The sequence below is a fragment of the Acidovorax radicis genome, assembly GCF_020510705.1.
In the GTDB taxonomy this organism is placed as follows: Bacteria; Pseudomonadota; Gammaproteobacteria; order Burkholderiales; family Burkholderiaceae_C; genus Acidovorax; species Acidovorax radicis_A.
In genome coordinates this window covers 2608174-2632337 of record NZ_CP075184.1, presented here as the reverse complement: position 1 = coordinate 2632337, position 24164 = coordinate 2608174, and the positions used below count along the sequence as shown (strand labels likewise).

The 24164-nt window shown below is 63.9% G+C and carries 27 protein-coding genes; 19 read left to right on the top strand and 8 right to left on the bottom strand.

Annotation, left to right across the window (positions count from 1 at the left end; translation table 11 throughout):
- Positions 1-47: 47 nt before the first annotated feature.
- Positions 48-1448, bottom strand: a complete 1401-nt coding sequence (locus KI609_RS12000) for a PLP-dependent aminotransferase family protein (RefSeq protein ID WP_226443529.1) — start codon at positions 1446-1448, stop codon at positions 48-50.
- A 168-nt stretch (positions 1449-1616) separates the two neighbouring features.
- Here KI609_RS12000 and KI609_RS11995 point away from each other — a divergent pair, with 168 nt between their 5' ends.
- Positions 1617-1850 carry a hypothetical protein gene (locus KI609_RS11995; RefSeq protein WP_226443527.1) on the top strand — a complete coding sequence of 78 codons (234 nt, stop codon included), beginning with the start codon at positions 1617-1619 and terminating at the stop codon, positions 1848-1850.
- A 58-nt stretch (positions 1851-1908) separates the two neighbouring features.
- On the opposite strand, the gene KI609_RS11990 is transcribed toward KI609_RS11995, so the two are convergent.
- Entirely contained in the window at positions 1909-3153 is a 1245-nt protein-coding gene (locus KI609_RS11990) for an alpha-hydroxy acid oxidase (RefSeq protein WP_226443525.1), read from the bottom strand.
- A gap of 145 nt (positions 3154-3298) precedes the next feature.
- Here KI609_RS11990 and KI609_RS11985 point away from each other — a divergent pair, with 145 nt between their 5' ends.
- Complete coding sequence (locus KI609_RS11985) at positions 3299-4198, top strand: LysR family transcriptional regulator (protein ID WP_413463316.1); 900 nt, start codon at positions 3299-3301, stop codon at positions 4196-4198.
- A 154-nt stretch (positions 4199-4352) separates the two neighbouring features.
- Positions 4353-4910, top strand: coding sequence for an NTP transferase domain-containing protein (locus tag KI609_RS11980; RefSeq protein ID WP_226443523.1), 558 nt, complete (start codon positions 4353-4355; stop codon positions 4908-4910).
- 13 nt (positions 4911-4923) lie between these two features.
- On the opposite strand, the gene KI609_RS11975 is transcribed toward KI609_RS11980, so the two are convergent.
- A complete protein-coding gene (locus KI609_RS11975; protein ID WP_226443521.1) occupies positions 4924-5457 on the bottom strand; it encodes a superoxide dismutase family protein in 534 nt (177 codons plus the stop codon).
- Between the two features lie 104 nt (positions 5458-5561).
- Positions 5562-6155, bottom strand: coding sequence for a gamma-glutamylcyclotransferase (locus KI609_RS11970; RefSeq protein WP_226443519.1), 594 nt, complete (start codon positions 6153-6155; stop codon positions 5562-5564).
- 93 nt (positions 6156-6248) lie between these two features.
- Between KI609_RS11970 and KI609_RS11965 the strand changes: the two genes are divergently transcribed.
- Positions 6249-6782 carry an OmpA family protein gene (locus KI609_RS11965; RefSeq protein ID WP_226443517.1) on the top strand — a complete coding sequence of 178 codons (534 nt, stop codon included), beginning with the start codon at positions 6249-6251 and terminating at the stop codon, positions 6780-6782.
- A 150-nt stretch (positions 6783-6932) separates the two neighbouring features.
- Here KI609_RS11965 and gloA read toward each other — a convergent pair whose 3' ends face one another.
- Together gloA and KI609_RS11955 are read right to left on the bottom strand one after the other, a co-directional pair.
- Positions 6933-7346, bottom strand: coding sequence for a lactoylglutathione lyase (gloA, locus tag KI609_RS11960; protein ID WP_226443515.1), 414 nt, complete (start codon positions 7344-7346; stop codon positions 6933-6935).
- Positions 7343-7894, bottom strand: coding sequence for a PaaI family thioesterase (locus tag KI609_RS11955; protein WP_121942929.1), 552 nt, complete (start codon positions 7892-7894; stop codon positions 7343-7345). The genes gloA and KI609_RS11955 overlap by 4 nt, the downstream gene beginning before the upstream one ends.
- Positions 7895-7967: 73 nt before the next feature.
- On the opposite strand from KI609_RS11955, the gene KI609_RS11950 reads away from it, so the two are divergent.
- Genes KI609_RS11950 through KI609_RS11935 form a run of 4 tightly spaced genes read left to right on the top strand, consistent with a single transcriptional unit; the run spans position 7968 to position 11649 of the window.
- Positions 7968-8447 carry a MarR family winged helix-turn-helix transcriptional regulator gene (locus tag KI609_RS11950; RefSeq protein WP_226443513.1) on the top strand — a complete coding sequence of 160 codons (480 nt, stop codon included), beginning with the start codon at positions 7968-7970 and terminating at the stop codon, positions 8445-8447.
- On the top strand, positions 8437-9696 hold the full coding sequence (locus KI609_RS11945) for an MFS transporter (RefSeq protein WP_226443511.1): 1260 nt from the start codon (positions 8437-8439) through the stop codon (positions 9694-9696). Before KI609_RS11950 ends, KI609_RS11945 begins: the two co-directional genes overlap by 11 nt.
- Positions 9697-9737: 41 nt before the next feature.
- The gene (locus KI609_RS11940) at positions 9738-10241 is read left to right on the top strand and encodes a MaoC family dehydratase (protein WP_226443509.1); all 504 of its coding nucleotides are present in this window, start codon (positions 9738-9740) and stop codon (positions 10239-10241) included.
- 31 nt (positions 10242-10272) lie between these two features.
- A complete protein-coding gene (locus tag KI609_RS11935; protein ID WP_226450369.1) occupies positions 10273-11649 on the top strand; it encodes an MATE family efflux transporter in 1377 nt (458 codons plus the stop codon).
- Positions 11650-11728: 79 nt separating this feature from the next.
- Here KI609_RS11935 and KI609_RS11930 read toward each other — a convergent pair whose 3' ends face one another.
- A complete protein-coding gene (locus tag KI609_RS11930) occupies positions 11729-12526 on the bottom strand; it encodes an SDR family NAD(P)-dependent oxidoreductase (protein ID WP_226443507.1) in 798 nt (265 codons plus the stop codon).
- A gap of 345 nt (positions 12527-12871) precedes the next feature.
- Positions 12872-13210, bottom strand: a complete 339-nt coding sequence (locus KI609_RS11925) for an ArsR/SmtB family transcription factor (RefSeq protein ID WP_226450367.1) — start codon at positions 13208-13210, stop codon at positions 12872-12874.
- Between the two features lie 97 nt (positions 13211-13307).
- Here KI609_RS11925 and KI609_RS11920 point away from each other — a divergent pair, with 97 nt between their 5' ends.
- From KI609_RS11920 to KI609_RS11870, 11 genes are all read left to right on the top strand, one after another.
- Positions 13308-14378 carry an efflux RND transporter periplasmic adaptor subunit gene (locus tag KI609_RS11920; RefSeq protein ID WP_226443505.1) on the top strand — a complete coding sequence of 357 codons (1071 nt, stop codon included), beginning with the start codon at positions 13308-13310 and terminating at the stop codon, positions 14376-14378.
- Position 14379: 1 nt separating this feature from the next.
- On the top strand, positions 14380-17718 hold the full coding sequence (locus tag KI609_RS11915; RefSeq protein WP_226443503.1) for an efflux RND transporter permease subunit: 3339 nt from the start codon (positions 14380-14382) through the stop codon (positions 17716-17718).
- 54 nt (positions 17719-17772) lie between these two features.
- Complete coding sequence (locus KI609_RS11910) at positions 17773-19059, top strand: NAD(P)/FAD-dependent oxidoreductase (RefSeq protein ID WP_226443501.1); 1287 nt, start codon at positions 17773-17775, stop codon at positions 19057-19059.
- Between the two features lie 63 nt (positions 19060-19122).
- Positions 19123-19332, top strand: coding sequence for a DUF2892 domain-containing protein (locus KI609_RS11905; RefSeq protein WP_226443499.1), 210 nt, complete (start codon positions 19123-19125; stop codon positions 19330-19332).
- Positions 19333-19345: 13 nt separating this feature from the next.
- Complete coding sequence (locus KI609_RS11900; protein ID WP_226443497.1) at positions 19346-20755, top strand: TolC family protein; 1410 nt, start codon at positions 19346-19348, stop codon at positions 20753-20755.
- Positions 20756-20796: 41 nt separating this feature from the next.
- Positions 20797-21090, top strand: coding sequence for a rhodanese-like domain-containing protein (locus KI609_RS11895; protein ID WP_226443495.1), 294 nt, complete (start codon positions 20797-20799; stop codon positions 21088-21090).
- A gap of 66 nt (positions 21091-21156) precedes the next feature.
- On the top strand, positions 21157-22017 hold the full coding sequence (locus tag KI609_RS11890; protein WP_226443493.1) for an MBL fold metallo-hydrolase: 861 nt from the start codon (positions 21157-21159) through the stop codon (positions 22015-22017).
- A gap of 48 nt (positions 22018-22065) precedes the next feature.
- Positions 22066-22512 carry an OsmC family protein gene (locus tag KI609_RS11885; RefSeq protein WP_226443491.1) on the top strand — a complete coding sequence of 149 codons (447 nt, stop codon included), beginning with the start codon at positions 22066-22068 and terminating at the stop codon, positions 22510-22512.
- Between the two features lie 43 nt (positions 22513-22555).
- Positions 22556-22936 carry a rhodanese-like domain-containing protein gene (locus KI609_RS11880; RefSeq protein ID WP_226443489.1) on the top strand — a complete coding sequence of 127 codons (381 nt, stop codon included), beginning with the start codon at positions 22556-22558 and terminating at the stop codon, positions 22934-22936.
- A 106-nt stretch (positions 22937-23042) separates the two neighbouring features.
- Positions 23043-23234 carry a DUF2892 domain-containing protein gene (locus KI609_RS11875; protein WP_226443487.1) on the top strand — a complete coding sequence of 64 codons (192 nt, stop codon included), beginning with the start codon at positions 23043-23045 and terminating at the stop codon, positions 23232-23234.
- A gap of 375 nt (positions 23235-23609) precedes the next feature.
- Positions 23610-24140: a molybdopterin-dependent oxidoreductase gene (locus KI609_RS11870; protein ID WP_226443484.1), complete on the top strand. Its 531-nt coding sequence runs from the start codon at positions 23610-23612 to the stop codon at positions 24138-24140.
- The last annotated feature ends 24 nt before the right edge of the window (positions 24141-24164 follow it).

Sequence of the window (24164 nt, the reverse complement as noted above, 5' to 3'; positions counted from 1 at the left end):
CTCTGCAACTACGTTGCGATGTTGATGCAAAACGTCTTCCTGGGCAGCTAAACCACAGCAGCGCTGAACGACTCGGGCCGCCGCGCAAGCAGGTGAGACAGCCGTTGAAGACCCGCCTGTAAGCGTCCTCGGTCCTTGATGCTGCCCAAAGAGATGCGAATGGCATTCACGGATCCTCTGCCCGTTGTGCCAGTAGCGAATGCCTCTGCCGGCGTGACCGCTATGCCCTCGCTGTCGGCGGCACGCGCAAGCTGCGAGGAACTCCAATACCCCGGCAACTCGATCCATACATGCAGGCCGTCCCCGGCGCCGCTGTACCGCCCCGCCAGAATACCCCTGGCCATTCGGTGGCGCAGACGCGCCTCCTTGCGCACGCCTTCCATCAATGCGTCAGCCGAACCGTCGAGGATCCACTGCGTGGACAGTGCGGCCGTCAGAGGTGCGACCATCAGCGCAAATGATCTGAGCGCGACCAGGAAACGTTCGCGCTCCTGCGGGTCACGGATGAGCACGAAGGCGACACGCAAGCCGGGCGTCAGGCATTTCGACAGGGTTGAGATGTAGACCACCTGTTCCGGGGCAAATGTGGCAATGGGTGGTGGCGGGGCATCGGCAAGCAGCCAGTAGGGATCGTCCTCGACGATGCGTACATGGCAGCGCTTCGCAATGCTGGCAAGCTCTTTGCGCCGGTGTTCTGGAATGGTGATGGTGGTCGGGTTCTGCAATGTCGGATTGAGGTAGACCAGCCCCGGCTTGTGCTGGTGGCAGGCTTGCGCAAGCATCTCAGGCACCATCCCGTGTTGGTCCGCTTCCACCGCAATGATGTGCCGACCGAATTGGGTCGCTGCGGTACGCAGGCCGGGATAACTCGTTGGCTCTGTCAGTATCACGTCGCCAGGCACCGTCAGCGCAAGGATCAATGCGGCGATCGCCGCTTGCGCGCCCGGACAGACAAGCACCTGCCGCGAATCCAGCGTTCCAAACATCGGCTTGAGCCATTTGGCTCCAGCCTTACGGTCAGATTCGCTTCCCCCGCTCAAGTGGTAAGTCATCAGCAATGCACTATCTATCCTCATCAATACCTGAGACAAACCTTGTTTCAGCAGGTCGTTGAAGTCCACACCATCCGGCGGTGGTGGGGTATTCATGCTCAGGTCGAGGATCGAGGTCAGTTCAACTTGCGGCGCCGCGACATAAGTACCTCGCGCGCCGCGGCCCTCCAACAAGTGGCGGCGTCTGGCTTCGTCGTATGCACGCGTGACCGTCGTCAGGTCAACGTCCAAATGGGCTGCCAACTGGCGCTGCGGCGGTAGACGGTCACCCGGTGCCAGCGATCCGTCTGCCATCGCCGCCTGCAAGGCATCCGCAATCTGCAAAAAACGTGGCCCCCCATGCACGGCCAATCGCGGCAACCAAACGGGCAAATGGTCAGCTTGTATGGTTTTCATACGCAGACATTTTGTCTCAATGTATGGATATTGCTTCTAGGTAATATGCATCAGCACGTGGAGCAACGCCATCCTTGTATGGCAATCGCTGACGTTTCGCCTCTCTTGTCGGGGGGGTAGTGCTCCTCACGATAGACGGTGTCAAGTCATAGGCTGGAAATTCTCAAAATGATCGATTGGGTCCCTGTAGTCTTCATTACGTTCAAGGTCCTCATCTTCGGTACCTGCATGTACTTCGCCATCAAGTGGCATTACGACCAGGGGAAGAAGGGGATGGACAAGCGCGCGCTGCTACGCACGGGCGGCAAAGTGGCCGCCGTCTTCATACTGGCGCTCGTCGGTGTTTTGCTCTTCACCTTCGGCATTGCCAGCATGCTGGGTATGGACTTGAGCCTCCCATGAGGACAAAGACTGGTCGGCTGATACCCGGTGGTCTAAGAACGTGTTCACGATCTAAGATTTAAATGCACCAAGGCGCTCGCCGGTCCATGAGGTGTTCCGCCCCCAAGTCGGCACATGACGTGACCCCCAGCATCGCCAGGTTCCGATCCACCTCGGCACGCAGCAGGCCGATAGCGGCGGCCACTCCCGCCTCCCCATCCACAGCCGCCGCGTAGTTGAACGGGCGCCCCACCCAGACGGCCCGTGCGCCCAGGGCCAGGGCCTTGATCACATCGGTGCCCCGGCGGATGCCGCCGTCCAGCATCACGGTCATGCCGCTGCCCGCCTGCTCGGCAATGGCGGGCAGCATGCGCAGGGGGGCCACGGCGCCGTCGAGCTGGCGACCGCCGTGGTTGCTGACGATGATGCCGTCCACCCCGTGCTGGCGGGCCAGGGCAGCGTCTTGTGGGCTGAGGATGCCCTTGATCACCAGCGGGCCGCGCCACTGGCGGCGGATATGGGCGATGTGGCTCCAGTCGAAATGGTCGCGGGCGGCAAAGTCGCGCTGCACGCGCGACGAGAGGATGGGCGCACCGCGCTCGGCAAACGAATTCTCGAAGTGCGGCATGCCGTGGCGCGCCAGGGTGCGCAGCAGTGTGCCGGCCAACCAGCGGGGGCGCACCAGGCCATCCCACGCCAGGCGCAGGCTGGGGCGCAGCGGGGTGGAGAATCCCGCGCGAATGTTGTTCTCGCGGTTGCCCGCCACCGGGATATCCACCGTCACCACCAGCGTCTGCACACCCGCCGCCGCCGCACGCTGCAGCAGGGCGTCGATGCGCTCGGGCGTGCCCGGCAGGTAGGCCTGGAACCAGGTACCTGGGGCGGCAGCCACCACTTCCTCCAGCCGGACGAGTGAACTGCCGCTTTGCACGGCCAGGATGCCTGCCGCTGCCGCCGCACGGGCCAGCACGATGTCGCCCCGGTAGGCCGACAGGGCCGCAATGCCCATGGGCGCAACACCGAAGGGGCTGGCATAGCGCGTGCCAAACAGGGTCACGCCCTGGTCGCGTTCGGCCACGTTGCGCAGCACGCGGGGGACGAGGGCCAGTTCACGGAACGCCTGGCGGTTGTCGTCCAGTGCCAGGTTGTCCTCCGCCGCCCCAGCCACGTAGCCAAAGATGGGGCGCGGCAGCACGCGGCGTGCGGCGGCTTCGAAGTCGTCCAGCGACAGCAGATGGGCCGTGCGGCCACTGCGGCGCGTGCCGTTGAAAGCGCCCCAGGCGTTGGGGGAAGTCGGTTGGAGTGTGGGGGAGGGAATGGACATGGCGCGGTTCCAGGCAAGGGCGAGCAAGGCTTTCAAAGAGGAGGCTGCCAAGAGGGCTAAGTGGCAGTGTCCTGAAATCGCAATAATCAAGAAAGCGAATTTATTGCGAACTATTTGTTCGCCAAATTGAAAGCACATTGAGGACATGACTCTCAAGCAACTCGAAGCCTTCTACTGGGCCGCCACTTGCAGCAGCTTTGCCATGGCGGCCGAGCGGGTGCACCTGTCGGTCTCGTCTCTCTCCAAGCGCATTGCAGAGCTGGAGTCGTCGCTGGGCCAGCCATTGTTCGACAGGGCAGGGCACCGCGCGGCGCTGACCGAGGCGGGCACGCGACTGCTGCCCCTGGCTGGCGCCTTGCTGCAGCAGGCCGACCTGCTGCAACAGGAAATGGGCCACACCACCGGGCTGCGCGGCCCCTGCCGCCTGGGTGTGGGCGAGCTCACCGCACTGACCTGGCTGCCGCGCTGGGTGTCGGCCATTGCCAGCGCACACCCGCAGCTTGACGTGTCGGTGCATGTGGATGTGGGCGGAGCCCTGGCGGAGCGGCTGGACAAGGGCGAGCTGGATGTGGCCGTCATCGCTGGCCCCGCCAGCCGCAGCGCGCTGACGTCCGTGCCCCTGGCGCACGCGCGCTTCACCTGGTGCGCCAGCCCGCTCATCGCAGGTGGCCTGGTCGGCATGGATGCGGACGCCCTGCAGCAGCACCCGCTGGTAACGCTGCCCCAAAGCTCTGGCATCACCCACCTGATCGACGACTGGCTGCGGCACGCCAGCGCACGCCCCGCGCGCCATCTGGCGTGCAACCACTGGGGCGCCATCGTTGGCCTGCTGGCGCAAGGAGTGGGCATTGGCCTGTTGCCCCAAGGTTGGGCGCAGGCGCTGTGCGCGCGCGGGACGCTGCAGGAGTTGGCCAGCCCGGTGCCGCTGGGGCTGCTGGGCTATGCGCTGCACAGCCGGCGCGACGACTTGCGGCCGCTGGTGGCAGCAACGCGCACGCTGGCAGCGCAGCAGGCGGACTTCACGGTGGTGAGCAATGCATTCTGAGCCGTTCGGAACGGCTTCATCGGGCCGAACGCCTTAGCTACGCTTGGCTGCTGGGGCCAATGGGCCAAGCTGCCTAGAATCGGGACCGCTGACATCGCAGTACATGGCCGCGCCTTGCGATGGATGGCCCGCACCCGCTTTTTGACACCCCCACATGCCCACTTCGCCTTCATCCCCCGTTGTCTTGGTCCTGGCCTCCGGCCGTGGCGAGCGTTTCAAAGCATCGGGCGGCGCTGTGCACAAGCTGCGCGCGCCCTTGGGCGACACGACGGTGCTGGAGCACACGCTGGCGGCCGTGCGTGCCAGCGGCTTGCCCTGGCACCTGGAGGACGCAGGCCATCCGGGCATGGGCGATTCGATTGCGGCGGCGGTGCGCGCCACGGCGGATGCCCCCGGCTGGCTGGTGCTGCCCGGGGATCTGCCGCTGGTGTCGCCCGCAACCCTGCGCACCATCGCCGCCGCCCTGGCGGACTGTGCCGTGGCGGTGCCGGTGCACCACGGCGAGCGCGGTCACCCGGTCGGCTTTGCTGCGCAATGCCTGCAGGGCTTGCTGGCCCTGACAGGCGAGCAGGGCGCCGCCAGCGTGGTGCGCGAGCAAGCCCAGCAGGGCAGGGTGCGGCGGGTGGAGGTGGACGACGTAGGTGCGGTGACCGATGTGGACACCGTGCAGGACCTGGAGCGCGCCGCGCAGTGGCTGGCGGCGCGCCGGTAACTTGGCCGGTAACTTACTTTACCGCCGTGATCACCGCACAAGCCAGGCGCGGCCCGGCGTTGCCGGTCGGCTGGGTCTGGTAGTCGTCGGGGTCGCGGTGAACGATCAGGCCTTTGCCGACGATGTCGGTGGTCGGGCCCGCCACGCTGATGGTGCGCGACACAAAGCTGAAGGCCGCCACACCGTACTTGTCTGCCATGAGGCTGGGCAGATCGCCTGTGTGGTGCTCGCCCATGCCATGGTGGCCGTGGGGCCGCCCGCCCGGGTTGTAGTGGCCGCCCGTGCTCATGCCGTCGCCGCTGGAGCAATCGCCTTTTTCGTGGATATGAAAGCCATGCTCGGCACCGGGCTTGAGGCCGCGGATTTCCCCGGACACTTGCACGCCATCGCCGGTCTGGACAAAGGTCACGGTACCGGTGGTCGTGCTGCCGCGGGTGGGCTCCAGTTTGGCTGTGGCGCGGTTGCCCGCGAGGTGCGACGCGCAGCCTGCCAGGGCGACAGCAGCCACCAGCGACGACAGAATCGACAGGGTGAAACGAGGATTCATGACCCACACTCCTTTGAACATATGCCGAAGAACACCGCGCGGCGTGGGCATCGTTGACGACGCCTGCCAGCGGTGACCGCCATCGTATCGGGGGCGGTCGCGAATTACGCGTCTTTTTTTGCCAATGCGATCAAACGGCCCAAAGCCCGGTCGTTGATGCCGTGCCTTTGCAGCTCTTCGTAGGTGGCTTGTGCATAGTCTCTGGTCGTGCCAAAACGCCCGGCGGCCTGCTCAAAAATGCGGCAAACCTCCTGATCGGGCAGCTCCCCTGTGTGGTTGGGGCTCTTGCGTGACAACGTAAAGGCCAGCGCACGCACGGGCCCGTCAGGCGTGTGGCAGGTAAGCCAGCGCGGGTCGTAAACGCCAGTGACCATTTCGCGCTGCCACAGGTTGATCATGACCTGACGGGCGTGTGCCTTGCCTACCCGAAACACCATGCCCCGGCAACTGCCACCCGACAACATGCCGAACACCAGCCCCGGGCATTCGGGGGTGCCGCGGTTCACACGGCTCCACATCTTTAGCGCCCTGTGCCAGCCGTGGACCCTGGCCGCGCGGCGTTCGGCAAAGTCAAAATCGGGCCGCCAAATGAGCGACCCATAACCAAACACCCACAAGTCGTCGTGGCCGCCCCATTCGTCCAGGGCACGTTCCAGCATGGTGGCTGGGTCTCGAAGGGGGGCGGGCAGATTCATCATGGCTTGACTCTACAATCCAAGGCTTTGTTTCAACAGGCCGGGCCGCAACTTGCGGTGTTATCCCGGGTGCCACCATTTTTACGAGGATCTCTCATGTCTGACGACGACAGCCAAGAACGTTTTGCACTCGGTTTCCTGTTTGCGCTGATTGCGCTGGTGATTTCCGTGGTCGTGGGTGGGGTTGTGGTCAAGCGCCTGGGAAGCTCGGGGCCATCGAAGGCGCCCACCACAGCCATTGCCAACAACGCGCCAGCCGCCACGGCTGCGGACACCGCAGCGCCGGTGACTGTCGATGATGCGGCCAGCGTGCGTGTCGAAAATGGCGTCGTGAAGTTCTACTTTGCCACCGCCAAGGCCGAACTGGCTGCCGGTGCCAACGAAGCCCTGGCCGATGTGGTCAAGGGCGTGGCCGAAGGCAAGACGGCGGTGATCTCCGGCTTCCACGACGCCACCGGCGACGCCGCCCTGAACGCCGAGCTGGCCAAGCAACGCGCCTTCGCCGTGCGCGACGCGCTCAAGGCCCTGGGCGTGGCGGAAGACAAGATCGAACTCAAGAAGCCTGAAGAAACCACGGCCACCGGCAGCAACGCCGAAGCACGCCGCGTGGAAGTGGCCCTGGGCGCATAACGCCTGCGCAGCGACCTCCCGCAGGTCACCCAACAAGAAAACCCGGCGTTGCCGGGTTTTTTATTGATCAAATAGGCTTCTAGCGCTTATCCAGCATGCGCTAGCAGCTATAAATCTGATAGTTATTTGATAGTTATTTGATAGTGGTGGTTAACGCAGGCCTGCGCCGCCAGTCCCTTCGGCGCGCTGGATCAGCTCAATCTTGTAGCCATCCGGGTCAGTCACAAACGCGATCACCGTGGTGCCGCCTTTGACCGGGCCCGCTTCGCGCGTCACGTTGCCGCCCGAGGCCTTGATCTTCTCGCACGCGGCATACGCGTCGGGCACGCCCAGGGCGATGTGGCCGTACGCCGTGCCCATGTCGTAGCTCTCGGTGCCCCAGTTGTAGGTCAGCTCGATCTCGGCCTGGCCGGGGTTGCCGCCCTCAAACCCCAAAAAGGCCAGCGAGTATTTGTACTCGGGGTTCTCGGACTGGCGCAGCAGTTGCATGCCCAGCACCTGGGTATAGAAATCAATCGAGCGTTGAAGGTTGCCAACGCGCAGCATCGTGTGGAGGAATTTCATCCCTTCGATTGTGCAGGCAAGTCAAAAACCAGGCAGGTGGTGGTGGCGTGGGCATACAGCGTGCCGTCCGGCCCCACCAGGCGCGCCTCGGCCGTAGCCAGCTGGCGCCCGCTGTGGATCACGCGGCCTTCGGCGCGCACGCGCTGTACTTTGGGCGTGATGGCCTTGACCAGGTTGATGCCCAGCTCGGCCGTGGTGTAGCCGCGCCCGGGCTCCATGCGCGTGTGCACGGCGCAACCCAGGGCGGAGTCGAGCAAAGTGGCAAACCAGCCGCCGTGCACGGTGCCCATGGGGTTCAGGTGCTCGGCGCGGGGAGTGCCCTGAAAGATCGCTGTGCCTTCGCCCACTTCCACGATCAAGAAGTCCAGCGTCTTGGCAATAGCGGCGTAGGGCAACTCACCGCGCAGCATGGCCTGCATTTGCTGCAGGCCGTTCAGGTGGGCGATCTGCTCACGCCGAGCCACACCCGGGCCGGGGCCCGCATCCAGCGTTGCAAGGATGTCGCGCTCCTGCGCGAGCCAGTGTTCAAGGTGGTTGTGTTGGGTCATGGGGTGGTGGGGTTGGTGGTGGGTTTGAAACGCATGAGTTGCATATGCAATTATTGCAGATACAATCAAATCCATGCAAGCCGAATCACCCACACTGGCCCCTGTCCTGCCGCAGGGCTGCACCAACTTCAAACTGCGTCAGTTGATGCGCCGCGTGGCCAGCCACTACGACGCCGAAATGGCGAAGTGCGGGCTCAAGACCACGCAGTATTCGCTGCTGTCGCATGTGCTCAAGCTGGGCCCCATCCGCCCTGGCGATCTGGCTGCAGAGATGAAGATGGATGCCTCCACGCTGACGCGCAACCTGCGCCCCCTGGTGGATGCCGGTTGGGTGACGCTGGAGGCTGGCGCCGACGCACGCAGCCGCCTGGCCCACATCACCGACACCGGCCGCGACAAGCGCGCCGAGGCTCAGCGCCACTGGAAGGCCGCGCAATTGGCGCTGAACGACACATTGGGCGTGCAGCGCGTAGCGGCACTGCATGCGCTGGTGGATGAATCCATGGATTTGCTGGCGGCACTGCCAGCGCAGGAGGCTGGGCATGACGAATAACAACGCCCCTCAAGCCAAAACCACGTCCACGGCACCGCTGGCGCTGTGGCTCGTACTGCTGGCCGCCGCAGGCGCTTTTGCGCTGACCATGGGCACGCGCCAGACCATGGGCCTGTTCTTGTCGCCGCTCAACACCTCCACCGGTCTGGGCATTGGCAGCATCAGTCTGGCCTTTGCGTTTGGCCAGCTCTGGTGGGGCCTGACCCAGCCGTTTGCCGGGGCGGTGGCCGACCGCATCGGCACGGGGCGTGTGATCCTGCTGGGTGTGGCGCTGGTGGCACTGGGCACCTTCATCACGCCGTACATGACGACCACGGCAGGGCTGATTTTTGCGATTGGCGTGTTGGCCGCAGGCGGCGCAGGCATGGCCGGGCCGTCTGTGCTGATGGCGGCCACTGCGCGGCTGGTGCCTCTGCAAAAGCGCGGCCTGGCCAGTGGCCTCGTGAACGCGGGCGGCTCGTTCGGCCAATTTGTGATGGCACCCATTGCCATCAGCCTCACAGCAGCCGTGGGCTGGGCCAGCGCGATGCAGTGGCTGGGTGTGCTGGTGCTGCTGGCGCTGCCTGCGGTGTGGGTGCTTCGGGGCAATTCGAACGCATTGGCCGCGCAGGCCGCCGCCGCATCCGGCCAGAAGGCGCTGACCGCGCGCGAGGCCATTGCACAGGCGCTGGCCACGCCCAGCTACCGGTATCTGGCGGCGGGCTTTTTAGTGTGCGGCTTTCACGTCGCGTTTTTGGCCACGCACCTGCCCGGCGTGATCGCGGCCTGCGGGTTGGCGCCCGAAGTAGGGGGCTGGTCACTGGCCATGATCGGTTTGTTCAACATCGTCGGCAGCCTGGGCATGGGCTGGGCGGTCGGCCGCTGGCGCATGAAGTCGCTGCTGTCGCTGCTGTACGCCACACGCGGCCTGGCGGTGCTGATCTTTTTGTTTGCGCCCAAGACACCTGCCGTGGTGCTGATTTTTGCGGCGGTGATGGGGGTGACTTTTCTCTCCACGGTGCCGCCCACGGTGGGGCTGGTGGCCAAGATGTTCGGCACGGCCAACATGGCGATGTTGTTTGGCATCGTGATGCTGGCGCACCAGATCGGCGGCTTCTTCGGCGCGTATCTGGGCGGCAGCGTGTTCCAGGCCACGGGCAGCTATGACTGGGTCTGGTACATCGACATCGTGCTGGCCGTTGGCGCAGCGCTGGTCCACCTGCCCATCCGCGAGGCGCGGTTGGTGCGACCCGCAGCCTCCGCCGCCTGAGCCCGCAGCGCCATCCATCCCCTTGAATGAAAGCGAATGACATGACGGACACCCACGCCAGCAGCGCCTCCATGGCAGGCAAATCACCGATCTATCTGGATGACCTGTCTGTGGGCGACCAGTTCACCAGTGGCGAACACGCCATGGACGAAGCGCAGATCACCACCTTTGCCGCGCAGTTCGACCCACAGCCCTTCCACCTGGACGACACCGCAGCCCGCGCCACCCTGTTTGGCGGCCTGGCCGCCAGCGGCTGGCACACGGCGGCCGTGACCATGCGCCTGCAAGTGACCAGCGGCCTGCCGATTGCGGGCGGCATCATCGGCGCAGGGGGCGAGCTGAGCTGGCCCCGGCCCACGCGCGCCACCGATGTGCTGCATGTGGTGAGCGAGGTGGTGCAGATCCAGCCCTCCAAGTCCAAGCCCGACCGTGGCATGGTCACCGTGCGCAGCGAAACGCGCAACCAGCATGGCGATGTGCTGCAGGTATCTACCGTGCGCATCGTTGTGCCACGCAGGCCGGCAGCCGGTGGGGCAGGGGCCTGATGTGACCGAGGCCCTGAACCCGCGCACCCGCATGCTGCTGGAGGCGCCGATTGCGCCCACCTTGCTGCGGCTGGCCGCGCCCAATGTGCTGGTGATGCTGGCGCAGGCGGGCGTCGGGCTCATCGAGACCTACTTTGTCGGCCAACTGGGCACCGATGCGTTGGCGGGCATGGCGCTGGTGTTCCCGGTGGTCATGCTGATGCAGATGACCTCTGCGGGGGCCATGGGCGGCGGCATTGCGTCGGCCATTGCGCGTGCCTTGGGCGCGCGGCGGCGGGACGATGCCGATGCGCTGGTGCTGCATGCGCTCGCTATTGCCGCGGTGTTTTCGCTGGTCTTCACCGTGGGCGTGGTGGGAGGAGGGCGCTGGCTTTACACCCGCATGGGCGGCACGGGCTGTGCGCTGGAGGCGGCACTGGTCTATTCCAACTGGGTGTTTGCGGGCGCGTTTCTGGTGTGGCTGTTCAACACGCTATCGGCCGTGATTCGGGGCACGGGCAACATGGCCGTGCCAGCCTATGTGACAGTGCTGGGTGCTTTTGTGCTGGTGCCGTTGTCGCCGTTGTTCATCTTTGGTTGGGGCCCCATGCCCGGCCTGGGCATTGCCGGGGGAGCCATTGCGTTGATGGCGTACTACCTGATCGGCAGCGTGGTGCTGGCGGCGTATTTGTGGTCGCCACGCAGCCTGCTGCGGCCATCGTTGGCGCACATCCGGTTTCGCTGGGTGTTGTTCAAGGACATTTTGCGGGTGGGGCTGGTGGGTACGGTGTCTACCGTGGCCACCAACTTGGCGATTGGTGTCACCACCGCGCTGGTCGGCGGCTTTGGCACGGCCGCCATTGCGGGCTACGGCACGGCGTCGCGGCTGGAATATCTGCTGGTGCCGCTGGTGTTTGGCCTGGGCGCGCCACTGGTGGCCATGGTGGGCACCTGCATGGGCGCGGGCCAGCATGAACGTGCCTTGCGCGCCACGTGGATCGGTGCGGCCATGGCGTTTGTGATGGCGGAGGCCATTGGCCTGTGGGCGGCGGCGTATCCCAACACGTGGCTGTCGCTGTTCAATAGCGACCCCGCCATGCTGGAGGCGGGTGCGCTGTATCTGCGCACCGCCGGGCCGGTGTATGGCTTTTTCGGCCTGGGCCTGGTGCTGTACTTTGCCTCGCAAGGGGCAGGGCGCCTGCTGTGGCCGGTGATCGGCAACATCGTGCGGCTTGCCATTGCGGTGACCGGTGGTTGGCTGGCGCTGCGCTGGAGCGGTGGGTTGGCAGCGGTGTTTGCCGCACAGGGCGTGGCCCTGGTGCTCTACGGCGCGGTCAACGCCTGGGCGATTGCAGGCGGTGCCTGGTTCGGCCCTGTCGGCTGGCCGCGCAGCATGGCGGGCTTGCTGCGGCGCATGCCGCAGGCATAAAAATTTGGCTGAAATGGCAGCTAGCGCTTATGCAGCAAGCGCTAGCAGCTATCAATTCAGTAGTATTCGGCAGACTGAATCAGACGGGGACCGTGTAGTTCAACGTCATGCGCCCGCCATCCACGGTCACGATCTCGCCGGTCACATAGCTGGCAGCGTCGCTGGCCAGCCAGGCCACCACGTCGGCAATCTCCGACGGCTCGCCCAGCCGCTTCATAGGCGTGCGGCTCATGATCTTGTTCTTGGCCTCGTCGCTGGTCAGCACGGCCTTGGCGGCCAGCTCGGTGGCGATGGTGCCGGGGGCCACAGCATTGACACGGATGTTCTTGTCGGCCAGCGCCAGGGCCATGACGCGCGTGAGCTGGTTCACGCCGCCTTTGCTCACGTTGTAGCTGGAGATATTGGGAATGGTCAGCACGCCGTTGACCGAGCTCATGTTGACGATGGAGCCGCCGCCCGAAGCTACCATGGCCCGCGCCACCGCCTGACCCACCAGGAACGAGCCCTTGAGGTTGACCCGCAGCACGGCGTCAAAGTCGGCCTCGGTCACATCCAGAAAGTCTGCAGCGCGAAAGATGCCCGCGTTGTTCACCAGCACGTCGATGCGCCCGTAGGTCGCCAGGGTCTGGGCCACCAGTGCATCCACCTGCGATTTATCGCCCACATCGCAGCGCACATACAGCGCGCCCAGTTCCTGCGCCAGCGCCTGGCCGCGCAGATCGTCCACATCGACGATCACCAGTTTGGCACCTTCAGCCGCGAAACGGCGGACACAGGCCTCGCCAATGCCTTGTGCGCCGCCAGTGACGATGCAGACACGGCCCTGATGGCCGAAGTGGATGGGTGATGTGGAGAGTGCTTGGGTGGGAAGGGTCATGGGCGTGGATGGTAGCGGCTTGCGTGGTGGACAGAGTCGACAGCGCCTGAGATGCGTGTGGAGGCCGGATCGTTTTGGCTTCTATACAACTAGATACGATGTATATTATGTCAAATTATAAATTGATGTCGGCAAACGAAAACCACCATTTCCACCGTGCAGTTGTGATGGATCGGATTGCGCCAGCTACAGCACCTGGCCCATTCGGGGCGCCATCATTTCCGACGAACTGTGTGTGTGTCGTGCAGCGAGCATCCGACTATCTTCTGCTGGCCCCATCCATTCAGATTCAGCGCGCCGCGCTTGCGCTCAGCGCGTGGACTCTGCAATCCACACCAACACAGACTAGCGCGCTATCTGAAACGCAGCACTGGCCGCAGAATCCCGCTCCAGTCGGCGGGCGATATTGCCGCAGACCAGATCACACAACGCATCCACCGACTCATCGGTCAGCCGGTAAAACACGCTGGTCCCACGCCCTTCCCGTGCCACGAGACCATGTTTGGTCATCAACGACAGATGCCGGGAAATGTTGGCCGCCGTGTAGCCACATTGCTGAGCAAGGTCTCCCACATTTTTCTCTCCGCCACGCAGCAGATTGAGGATACGCAACCGCGTGGGTTCGGCTAGAACCTGAAAATAAGCAGCAACTTGCTCAAGGGCTTCTGGGGGCATCTCTCTCATCGCGGGATCTCCGTGCATCGGAAGTACATGATACATTATTGACTAATTAGCTGATTAGTTAAATAATCAATCGCACAAAAATTCTACGGAGCCTCCCATGAAGTCCCTGCCCCTGTTGACCGCTGCGCTTTCCCTGGCCGTGTCGGGCGCATGGGCTGCCAGCGACGGCGCTGTGCAGCAGATTGCCAGCTTTACCGTGAAGCCGGCGGCCACCCAATTGGCCAGCAGTGTGGACGCTCAGGTCGAGGCCGTACGGGATGCCACCCTCTCTGCCCAGGTGCAGGGCGCGGTGATCAGCCTCCTTGCCAAGGCAGGCGACCGCGTGGTCGCGGGTCAGGAGCTGGCACGCATCGATGCGCGCGCGGCGCAACAGAACGCCGCCGCCAGCGCCGCCCAGGTAGACGCGGCACGCGCCGCCCAGCAAGTGGCCACCAAGGAATACGAGCGCCAAAAACAGCTGTTCCAAAAGCAATACATCAGCCAGGCAGCGCTGGACCGGGCCGAGGCACAGTGGCGCGCCAGTCAGTCGCAGGCGCAGGCCCTGCAGGCCCAGGCTGGCGCTGCCGCCACACAGTCCGGCTTCTACGTCATCAAGGCGCCGTTTGCGGGCGTGGTGGGCCATGTGCCTGCCACCTTGGGTGACATGGCCATGCCCGGCAAACCTTTGCTGACCGTGTACGACCCGTCGCTGATGCGTGTTACCGCCTATGTGGGACAACAGCAGGCCGCCGCGCTGCGCGATACGGGCGGTGGTGACCTGCAGGTCGACATTCCAGGCATCTCCGCACCGCGCGTCGCGGTCCCAGCATCCAAGGTGCAAGTGCTGCCTACTGTCGATGCGCAAAGCCATACCGTGCAGGTGCGTGTGGAGCTCCCGCCCAGCGTGGTGGGCGCCGCCCCCGGCATGTTTGCCCGTCTGTGGTTGAACGCGGGCAAGGGCGCTGCGGCCTCCGCGGACGCTGCCTTTGGCCCGTTGCTGGTGCCCGCTGGCGTGGTGGTGCGGCGTGCGGAAATGACGGGCGTCTATGTATTGGACGGCCAAAACCGGCCGCTGCTGCGCCAGGTGCGCCTGGGGCGGCCCGCAGGCGACATGGTGGAGGTGTTGAGCGGGGTGCGTGCTGGCGACCGCATTGCACTTCAGCCACAAGCTGCCGCCAAGGTGCGCTGACATGAAGACCCCCCAAATTTCTTCTCCGCTTGGCATTTCCGGCCGCATCGCCGCCCTGTTCCAGGGCGCACAAATCACGCCTTTGCTGGCTGTGGTGGCGTTTTTGCTCGGCGTGTTTGCCGTACTGGTCACGCCGCGCGAGGAAGAGCCGCAGATCGACGTCACGATGGCCAATGTCATCGTGCCGTTCCCGGGTGCATCCGTGGCAGATGTCGAACAGATGATTGCCACACCAGCCGAACAGGTGCTGTCGCAGATGCAAGGCACGGAGCACGTGACCTCGGTGTCGCGGCCGGGCATGGCGGTGATGACGGTGCAGTTCAAGGTCGGTGTGCCACGCACGGAAGCGCTGGTGCGCCTGCACGACACCTTGCGCAGCAATGCCGATTGGCTGCCCAAGGGCCTGGGGGCCATGGATCCGATCATCAAACCCAAGGGCATCGACGATGTGCCCGTGGTGACACTCACCTTGCACAGCCGCGACAACACCTCGGGCGCCTTTGCGCTGGAGCGCGTGGCCCACAGCCTGGAGGCTGAGATCAAGCGCGTGCCCGGCACCCGCGAGGTGCAAACACTCGGCGGCCCGGGCCGCGCTGTGCTTGTGCGCATCGACACAAACGGCATGGCCGCCACGGGCACCACGTTAGACGACCTGCGCAGCGCCTTGCAGTCGGCAAACATGGGATTGCCCGTGGGCGAACTACTGGGCGGCGACCGGTCCATCCAACTCGACAGCGGCCCGTTCCTGACCCGCGCCGATGAGGTGGCCGACATCATGGTGGGCGTGCGATCGGGCAAGCCGGTGTTCCTCAAGGATGTGGCGGACGTGCAGGACGGCGCTTTGCCAGCAAGCCGCTACGTCTGGCACGGGGTTCCACGGCGAGCGGCCGACAACGGTACGGCAGCCTCGCAGAGCACCGTGGACGAATACCCCGCCGTGACCCTCACGGTGACCAAGAAAGCGGGCGAGAACGCCATCGACGTCGCCAATGCCGTGATGCAAAGGGTCGCACAGTTGCACAACACCGTGATTCCCGAAGGCGTGGAAGTGACGGAAACACGCAACTACGGAGCCACCGCCAACGACAAGGCGCAAAAGCTCATCCAGAAGCTGCTGTTCGCCACGGCGTCGGTCGTTGCATTGGTGTTCCTGGCCCTGGGCCGCCGCGAGGCCGCCATCGTAGGCCTGGCCGTGGTGCTGACGCTCACGGTGACGCTGTTTGCGTCTTGGGCCTGGGGCTTCACGCTCAACCGCGTGTCGCTGTTTGCCCTGATTTTCTCTATCGGCATCCTCGTGGACGACGCCATTGTGGTGGTGGAAAACATCCACCGACACCAGTTGTTGCACCCAGGGCGCAGCCTCAAGGATCTCATCCCGCACGCCGTGGATGAGGTGGGAGGTCCGACCATTCTGGCCACATTCACCGTGATCGCAGCCCTGCTGCCCATGGCATTCGTGAGTGGCCTCATGGGCCCTTACATGAGCCCCATCCCGATCAACGCCAGCATGGGCATGCTGCTGTCGCTGGCCGTGGCGTTCATCATCACCCCCTGGCTGGCCCGCCTGTGGATGAAGGAGCACGCTGCCCACCCTCAAGGGCATTCCACCCCGGCACACAGCGGCCTCAGCGCACGAATTGCACCGGTGTTTGAGCGCGTGTTCAGCCCCTTGCTGGATGAGCGCCATGGCACGCGAAACAGGCGCTGGCTGGGCCTTGGTGTGGCCGCCCTCATCGCCTTGTCGATAGCCCTGCCAGTGCTGGGCTGGGTGCAACTCAAGATGCTTCCGTTCGACAACAAGTCCGAGTTCCAGGTGGTGGTGGACATGCCTGCGGGCACACCCGTGGAACGCACGGCCGCCGTGTTGCACGAGCTGGGTGCCTACCTCGCCACCGTGCCGGAGGTGACCGACTACCAGGCCTATGCAGGCCTGTCAGGGCCCATCAACTTCAACGGCCTGGTGCGCCAGTACTACCTGCGCGCAGGTGGCGAAGTGGGTGACATCCAGGTCAACCTGGTCGACAAACACCACCGCAAGGACCAAAGCCACGCCATTGCCATGCGGGTGCGACCTGCGTTGCAAGAGATCGGCAAGCGCCATGGTGCCAACGTCAAGGTGGTGGAGGTGCCTCCCGGCCCGCCGGTGCTGTCGCCCATCGTTGTCGAGGTGTATGGGCCCGATGCCGAAGGTCGGCGTGAAGTGGCGCACGCCGTGCGCACCGCACTGGCCGCCACCGAAGGCATTGTGGACGCGGATGACAGCAGCATTGCCGACGCCCCCCGCAAGCTGCTCACCGTGGACCGGCGCAAGGCCGCGCTGCTGGGAATCCCCCAGCAGGCCATTGTGAGCACGCTGCATGCGGGGCTCAGTGGCGAAGCCGCCACCTGGCTGCGCGATGCGAGCAAATACCCCGCGCCTGTGCTCCTGCAGTTGCCGGCAGAAAGCCATGGCGACCTGGAGGCGCTATTGCGGCTGACGGTACGGGGTTCTCAAGGCCAGCTGGTTCCCATCCGCGAGCTGGTCACCGTGAGTAACACCTTGCGCGAACAGCCGGTGCACCACAAAGACATGTTGCCCGTGAACTATGTCGTGGCCGACATGGCAGGCCGCGTGGACAGTCCTCTCTACGGCGTGTTCCAGGCCCGCAGCGCCATCGCCCGCATCGTCGCGCCTGACGGCGGATCGGTGCAAGAGTATTTCGTGCGCCAGCCTGCAGATGCGCTGCGCGGCTATGCGATCAAGTGGGATGGCGAATGGCAGATCACCTTTGAGACCTTCCGCGACATGGGTGCGGCCTACGCAGTGGGCCTGATTCTGATCTACCTGCTGGTGGTGGCGCAGTTCGGCTCCTACCTCACGCCACTCATCATCATGGCGCCCATTCCGCTCACCATCATCGGTGTGATGCCGGGCCATGCGCTGATGGGCGCGCAGTACACGGCCACCAGCATGATCGGAATGATTGCCCTGGCAGGCATCATCGTGCGCAACTCCATCCTGCTGGTGGACTTCATCAACCTGCAGGTGCGGGAGGGTATGCCCCTCAAGACAGCCATCATCCACTCGGCCATCACGCGTGCACAGCCCATTGTGCTCACGGGGCTGGCGGCCATGATCGGCGCATTTTTCATTCTCGACGACCCGATCTTCAATGGCCTGGCCATTTCGCTGATCTTCGGCATCTTTGTTTCCACCGTGCTGACACTGGTGGTGATTCCGACCCTGTATTACGCCGCATACCGCAATGGCAGCGAGAACAACAGCGCGGGCGCCGCCGTGCCTGCCAGCCCACCTGACGACAGCCCATCAGAGGCGACCGTTCACCACGGAACAGACTGAGCGCTCGGAACGAAAGATCCGGCAACAACCATCCGTCAACCACAGGAGACAACCATGGCACATGTAGTGATTATTGGAGCGGGTATCGGCGGCATGCCAGCGGCGTACGAGATGCGCAGCAAGCTGCCACGGGAAGACCGGGTCACGGTGATCAGCGCAGTCGACTACTTCCAGTTCATGCCCTCCAACCCCTGGATCGCTGTGGGATGGCGCAAGCGCGACGATATCGTCTTGCAGATCCGCCCCCTGCTGGAACGCAAGGGCATTGACTTCATCGCCCAGCCGGTGAAATCCATCGACGCCCCGGGCAATGCCCTTACGCTGGCAGACGGGAGCACTGTGGCCTATGACTACCTCGTCATCACCACCGGGCCCCGGCTGGCCTTCGAGGAAGTGCCAGGCTCTGGTCCTGTGAACGGTCACACGCATTCGGTGTGCTCGGTGGACCACGCGGAACATTTCTGGGAGGACTATCAGAAGTTTCTGGAGGCCCCAGGGCCCATCGTCGTCGGTGCCATGCCAGGTGCCAGCTGCTTTGGCCCTGCCTACGAGTTCGCATTCATCGTTGCAGCGGACTTGCGCAAGCGCAAGCTGCGCCACAAGGTGCCAATCACCTTTGTCACCAGCGAGCCCTACATCGGTCACCTGGGTCTGGGTGGCGTTGGCGACAGCAAGAGCATGCTGGAGAGCGAGCTGCGCAGCCAGGACATCAAGTGGATCCACAACGCGCGCACCACTCGGGTAGAAGCCGGCAAGATGTTCGTCGAGCAGCTGGACGACAAGGGCCAGGTGCACCAGCAGCATGAGCTGCGGTTCAAACTGTCGATGATGCTGCCCGCCTTCAAGGGCGTGGACGCCGTGGCCTCCGTACCCGGGCTGTGCAACCCGCGCGGCTTTGTGTTGATCGACGAACACCAGCGCAGCAAGGCCTACCCCAACATCTTCTCGGCCGGGGTCTGCGTGGCGATCCCGCCCGTTGAGGTAACGCCTGTACCCACCGGGGCACCCAAGACGGGTTACATGATCGAGACGATGGTCTCGGCCATCGTGCGCAACATCGCCGCTGATATTGCAGGCCAGCCAGCCACGGCTACCGCCACCTGGAATGCCATTTGCCTGGCCGACATGGGGGACACCGGTGCAGCGTTTGTCGCCCTGCCCCAGATGCCACCGCGCAACGTCAACTGGTTCAAGAAGGGCAAATGGGTGCACCTGGGCAAGATTGCGTTCGAGAAATATTTCCTGAACAAGATGAAGTCAGGCAATTCCGAGCCCATCTATGAAAAGTATGTGCTCAAGCTCCTGGGCATCACCCGCCTGCAGGAGCACAAACAGCAATGACAAGACGGTGGCCCAGCGCCGCCCTCCCCCTGTTTTCAACGTTTTTTCGACAAGGAGTTCCTCATGACAACCTGGCAAATCGTGCGTGTGGCCGCAGGCGCCTTCATCCTGCTTTCTCTGGCGCTGGGCATTCCTGGCAGTCCTGTTTTCGTCAGCCAATGGTGGCTTGCATTCACGGCGTTCGTGGGCGTGAACCTGTTGCAAAGCGGGGTCACCAAGTGGTGCTTCATGGAGACCATGCTACGCAAGCTGGGCGTTCGCCCTGGCTGCTGAGAAGGACAAAGCCATGCGCAAGCTCCTTCTGAGTGTGGCCTTGCTGGCCAGCGGCATAAGCGCGTCCCAGGCGGCAGATTTGCGCGAAGCCTGGCTGGCCGCAGCGCAGCAGCACCCGGACATGGCCGCTGCGGCAGCCACACGCGCCGCAGGGCAAGCGCGTCGCCTGCAGGCCGAGCGATTGTGGAGCCCTACCGTGACAGCACAGGGCGCTGCAGGCGCTATGGGCTCTCGCACCTCTTCGCAAGGAGCTGCTTTTTCCATGCCAGGGGTGCCACAGACCTCGGGGGTGGGTTTTGACACCTCGGTGAACAGCGGCCCAGGTACACGTTGGGGTGTGGAGGCACGTATGCCGCTGTACAGCCCAGAGCGCAGTGCGCAAGGGCGACAGTTGCTGCTATCCGCCGGCCTGGCCGAACTTGAGGCGGCCTCGGTGCAGCAACAGTTGATGCTGCAAACGGCCCAGCGGTATTTCGCAGCGGTCTTGTCACAACAACAGCACGCCTTGCTACTGCGCCAGCAGGAAGCCACGGACCGGGCCCTGAAAGAAGCGCAGGACCGCTTCACGCTGGGCGACTCCCCAGTAACCGATGTGCGCGAAGCCGAGGCACGCGCTCTGGCCAATGTGGCCCTGGTACAGACGGCCGATGTAGAGATGCAGATTGCGCGCCAGACACTGGCCCAGGCCACAGGCTGGAACCCCGCGCAGCTGCCGCCCTTGCAATTGCCCGCCCCGTCTGGCAATGAAACCACGGCCGCGCGCGATGGCAACACGCTCGCACCCCTACCCTACTGGCTCGATCTCGCCGCCCACACCAACCTCCAGGTGCGTATGCAGGCCCAGGCCCTCGCACTGGCAGAGCAAGAGGCCGCCAAGGCCACGCGCGCAGCCAGCACCAAGGTGGACCTAGTGGCCCAGGCGGGCGCGGACCATCTTTCAGGATCTGGCCGATGGGGTTCTGCCAGCAACTCCGCACGCCAATACATGGTGGGTGTACAAATCCAGGTACCGCTTTACACCGGTGGCCAAGTTGATGCGCGGCAGCAGGAACTGCTGCGTCTGCAGGACAAGGCGCAGGCCGAGCTGGACAGCGCTCGGCTTGCCGTGGCCCAGCAAGTGCACGCTACGTGGCTGCAGCTGCGAGCAGGTGCAGCCCGAACGCAAGCCCTGGAGTCTGCGCGCTTGGCGGCCCAGGTTCGGCTCGAGGCGACCCAGCTTGGCCGCCAGGTGGGAGATCGCACCACGCTGGATCTGCTGCAGGCACACAACGACGCCATGCAGTCGCAATCCAACCTGCTGGGGCACCAGGCCCGCATGGCGCAAGAGCGCCTGCAGTTGATGGCGCTGACGGACCAATTGGACGAAGCCGCATTGCAATCGGCCACCGATGCCACGCAAACACTCGCGCCACCCCATCCTTGAATGGCTCTGACTCCCGCGTTCACCCTGCCACTTTCACAACCATGCGCTCTGCCACCCAACCACCGCATCAACTGGTCGTCGACGTCCGATCGCCTGGTGAGTTCGCCTCCGGCCATGTGGCCGGTTCAATCAATCTGCCGCTAGACAGCCTGGCGCAGCAGGCCGCTACCGTATTGCCACAACGCGACCTGCCCATGGTGCTTTGCTGCCTCTCGGGCGCACGCTCTGGCATGGCAGTCCAGTGGCTGCAGGCGCAAGGCTACAGTCAAGTGACAAATGGGGGTGGTGCGGGCAGCGTCGCCTTGCAACTGGGGCGCCCTATCGTGCGCGACTGACGCGATCAGGCGTCCCCCTCCTTAGCGGCTTGCGGTGTACACCGAGAACGAAGCAGGAAACAACCCATGAAACCCCGGATACAAGCCTTCTTTGACGACGCCACCTGGACCGTGAGCTACGTGGTTTTTGATGAACCCGGTGGCCACTGCGCGCTGGTGGACTCCGTGCTGGACTACGATCCCAAATCAGGCCGTACCCGCACACACTCTGCCGATTGCTTGGTGGATTTCGTCCAAAGCCATGGCTTGGCAGTGCAGTGGATTCTGGAGACCCATGCCCATGCCGACCATTTGTCTGCCGCGCACTACCTGCGCAACAAGCTGGGGGGCAAGATCGCCATTGGTGCCGCAATTACCCAGGTGCAGGAGGTGTTCAAGGCCATCTTCCATCTGGAGCCGGGGTTCCACCCCGATGGCCGCCAGTTCGACAGGCTGCTTCACGACGGAGAGGTATTGCGCATCGGCCAACTGGAAGCCAAAGCGTTGGCCGTGCCAGGCCACACTCCCGCATGCATGGCTTACCAGGTCGCAGACGCCGTGTTTGTCGGCGACACCCTGTTCATGCCCGATGTGGGCACTGCGCGCTGCGACTTCCCGGGGGGCAATGCGCACGCGCTGTACCAGTCGGTGCGCAAACTGCTCAGCCTTCCACCGCAGACCCGGTTGTTCATGTGCCATGACTACCCACCAGCAGGGCGGGCGCCCGCGTGGCAGACCACGGTGGCCGATCAGCGTGCCCACAACATCCATGTGCACGACGGTGTGACCGAGGCGGCGTTTGTAGAACTGCGCACCCGGCGCGACGCCACGCTGGACATGCCTGTCCTGATTCTGCCTTCGGTGCAGGTCAACATCAGAGCGGGGGCGATGCCCCCCGCAGAAGACAACGGCGTGACCTACCTCAAGATTCCAGTCAACGCGCTGTGACACGCTATCCCAGGAACCAGCCCCCTCTTTGCCAACCCGGAGGTTTTCATGAGCAACGAACAGGTCACCGTTGAGCTCGTCCAGCAACGGGACTACCGCTTTGACATCCAGTTCGGGGATGCCGTCCCTCACCTGATCGCGGATGAACCTGCTCCGCTGGGCTCTGGCAAGGGTCCTTCACCTGTACAACTGCTTTGCGCCGCAGTGGGCAGTTGCCTGAGCGACTCATTGCTGTTCGCGCTGCGCAAGTTCAAACAGGCACCGGACCCATTGCATGCCACCGTGGTGGCCCACGTGGGTCGCAACGCCGAAGGCCGTCTGCGCGTGCTGCGCATGGATGCCACTTTGCGCCTGGGCGTGCCTGCCAGCCAATTGGATCATCTGGACCGGGTGCTGACTCAGTTCGAGAGCTATTGCACTGTGACCCAGAGCGTAGGCCAGGGCATTCCCATTGCAGTGAAAGTGCTGGATGCCAACAACACCGTCCTCCAATGACATCGCAGCAAATCTTCCCTCTCCTCCGTCAAGAAAGCACCCCATGAAAACAGCCCACGATCTCGTGACCGCAGCCAAGGCCCATGTCCAGGAAGTCCCCATCGCCCAAGCGGATGAAGCCATCCGCTCGGCCGATGTGCTCATCGATGTACGCGAAGCCGATGAGTACCAGGCCGGTCACATCCCCGGGGCTATCCACGCCTCCCGCGGGGTGCTTGAGTTCAAGCTCAGCAGCACGCCCGAGCTCACCTCGCGCGACCTGAAGGTAGTGGTTTATTGCAAGACCAGCGGTCGGGCCGCCTTGGCTGCGCGCGCCATGCATGACATGGGCTACCTGCAGGTGCAGTCCATCGCGGGTGGGTTTGATGCGTGGGTGGCAGCGGGCAAGCCTGTCGCAGCTCCTGCATCTCCTTCATTCGAATAATCGGGCCGTGCATGCCTTGCGAATCCATTGCGATGGTGCAAGAAGGGCCCTGCCGCTGGGCGCCGTAACGTTAAGCAACACCCAAACCTCAACCTAAGGAATCATCATGAACCTCAATGTAGGAACTATGGATCGCGTGCTGCGCATCGTGGCTGGACTGATCTTGATCGCTCTGGCTGCCACCGGCACGGTGGGATGGTGGGGTTGGCTCGGCGTAGTGCCCCTGGCCACTGGACTGTTTCGTTTCTGTCCGGCCTACGCGTTGCTGGGCATCAACACCTGCCCGATGAAGAAATGAACACACGCTGAGCTGCGCACTGGTCAGCGCGGAGCCCACGGCGTGACCCGCAAGGGATCGGCTGGGTTTTTTTGAGGGGTAAGTAGGTCTGACCACGGTCATCAAAGACGCGCCCCTTTGTGACTGCCAGGGCTGCGGCCCCGTGCACATGCATACAGCTGCATACAACCGAAGCGCTGAAAGCCCGGGATACCGGGCCGCAGCTGGCATCCGCCCCTCAGAACACCCTACCAAACCGCCTCTGAAAACCGCAGGCCACCCCGCCCCTGCGTGACATCTGCGCCACCTTCCCGCTGAAACCGCCACCGCGAGGTCGTGAATCGGTTTACATTTTGAGCGTCAGTCCACGCGATTGTTGCAAAAAAGGGGGCGACCATGTCTGCAAGTTTTCGTGCGGTGCGCCTTGGTGCTTGTTGGGCCCGGGCCATCGCCATCGGAGCCTTCGCGCTGTCAGCCGCAGGAGCGCATGCCCTGGACAAACCCACCGGCCGGGTGATTCTCACCATTGAAGGAGCGATCAGCCAAACCAACAACGGCCCGCTGGCGCAATTCGACATGAAGATGCTGGAGAAACTGCCCCAGCACAGCTTTTCCACGCAAACACCCTGGTACCCCGACCCCGTCACATTCACCGGCCCGTTGTTGCGCGATGTACTGGCCGCCGTGGGCGCCAAGGGAAGCAAGATCACGGCGGTGGCGCTGAATGACTATAAAACCGAGATCCCCGTGGAGGACGCCACACGCCACGATGTGATCGTGGCGCACCTCATGAACAACCGGCCCATGCCTGTCCGAGAAAAGGGGCCGCTGTTCATCATCTACCCTTTTGACACCAAGGCTGAGCTGCGCAGCGAGCTGTACTACAACCGCGCGGCCTGGCAACTCAATGCCTTGCGGATCCGGTAGTTCTGCACAGCGTCCCCAGGCACC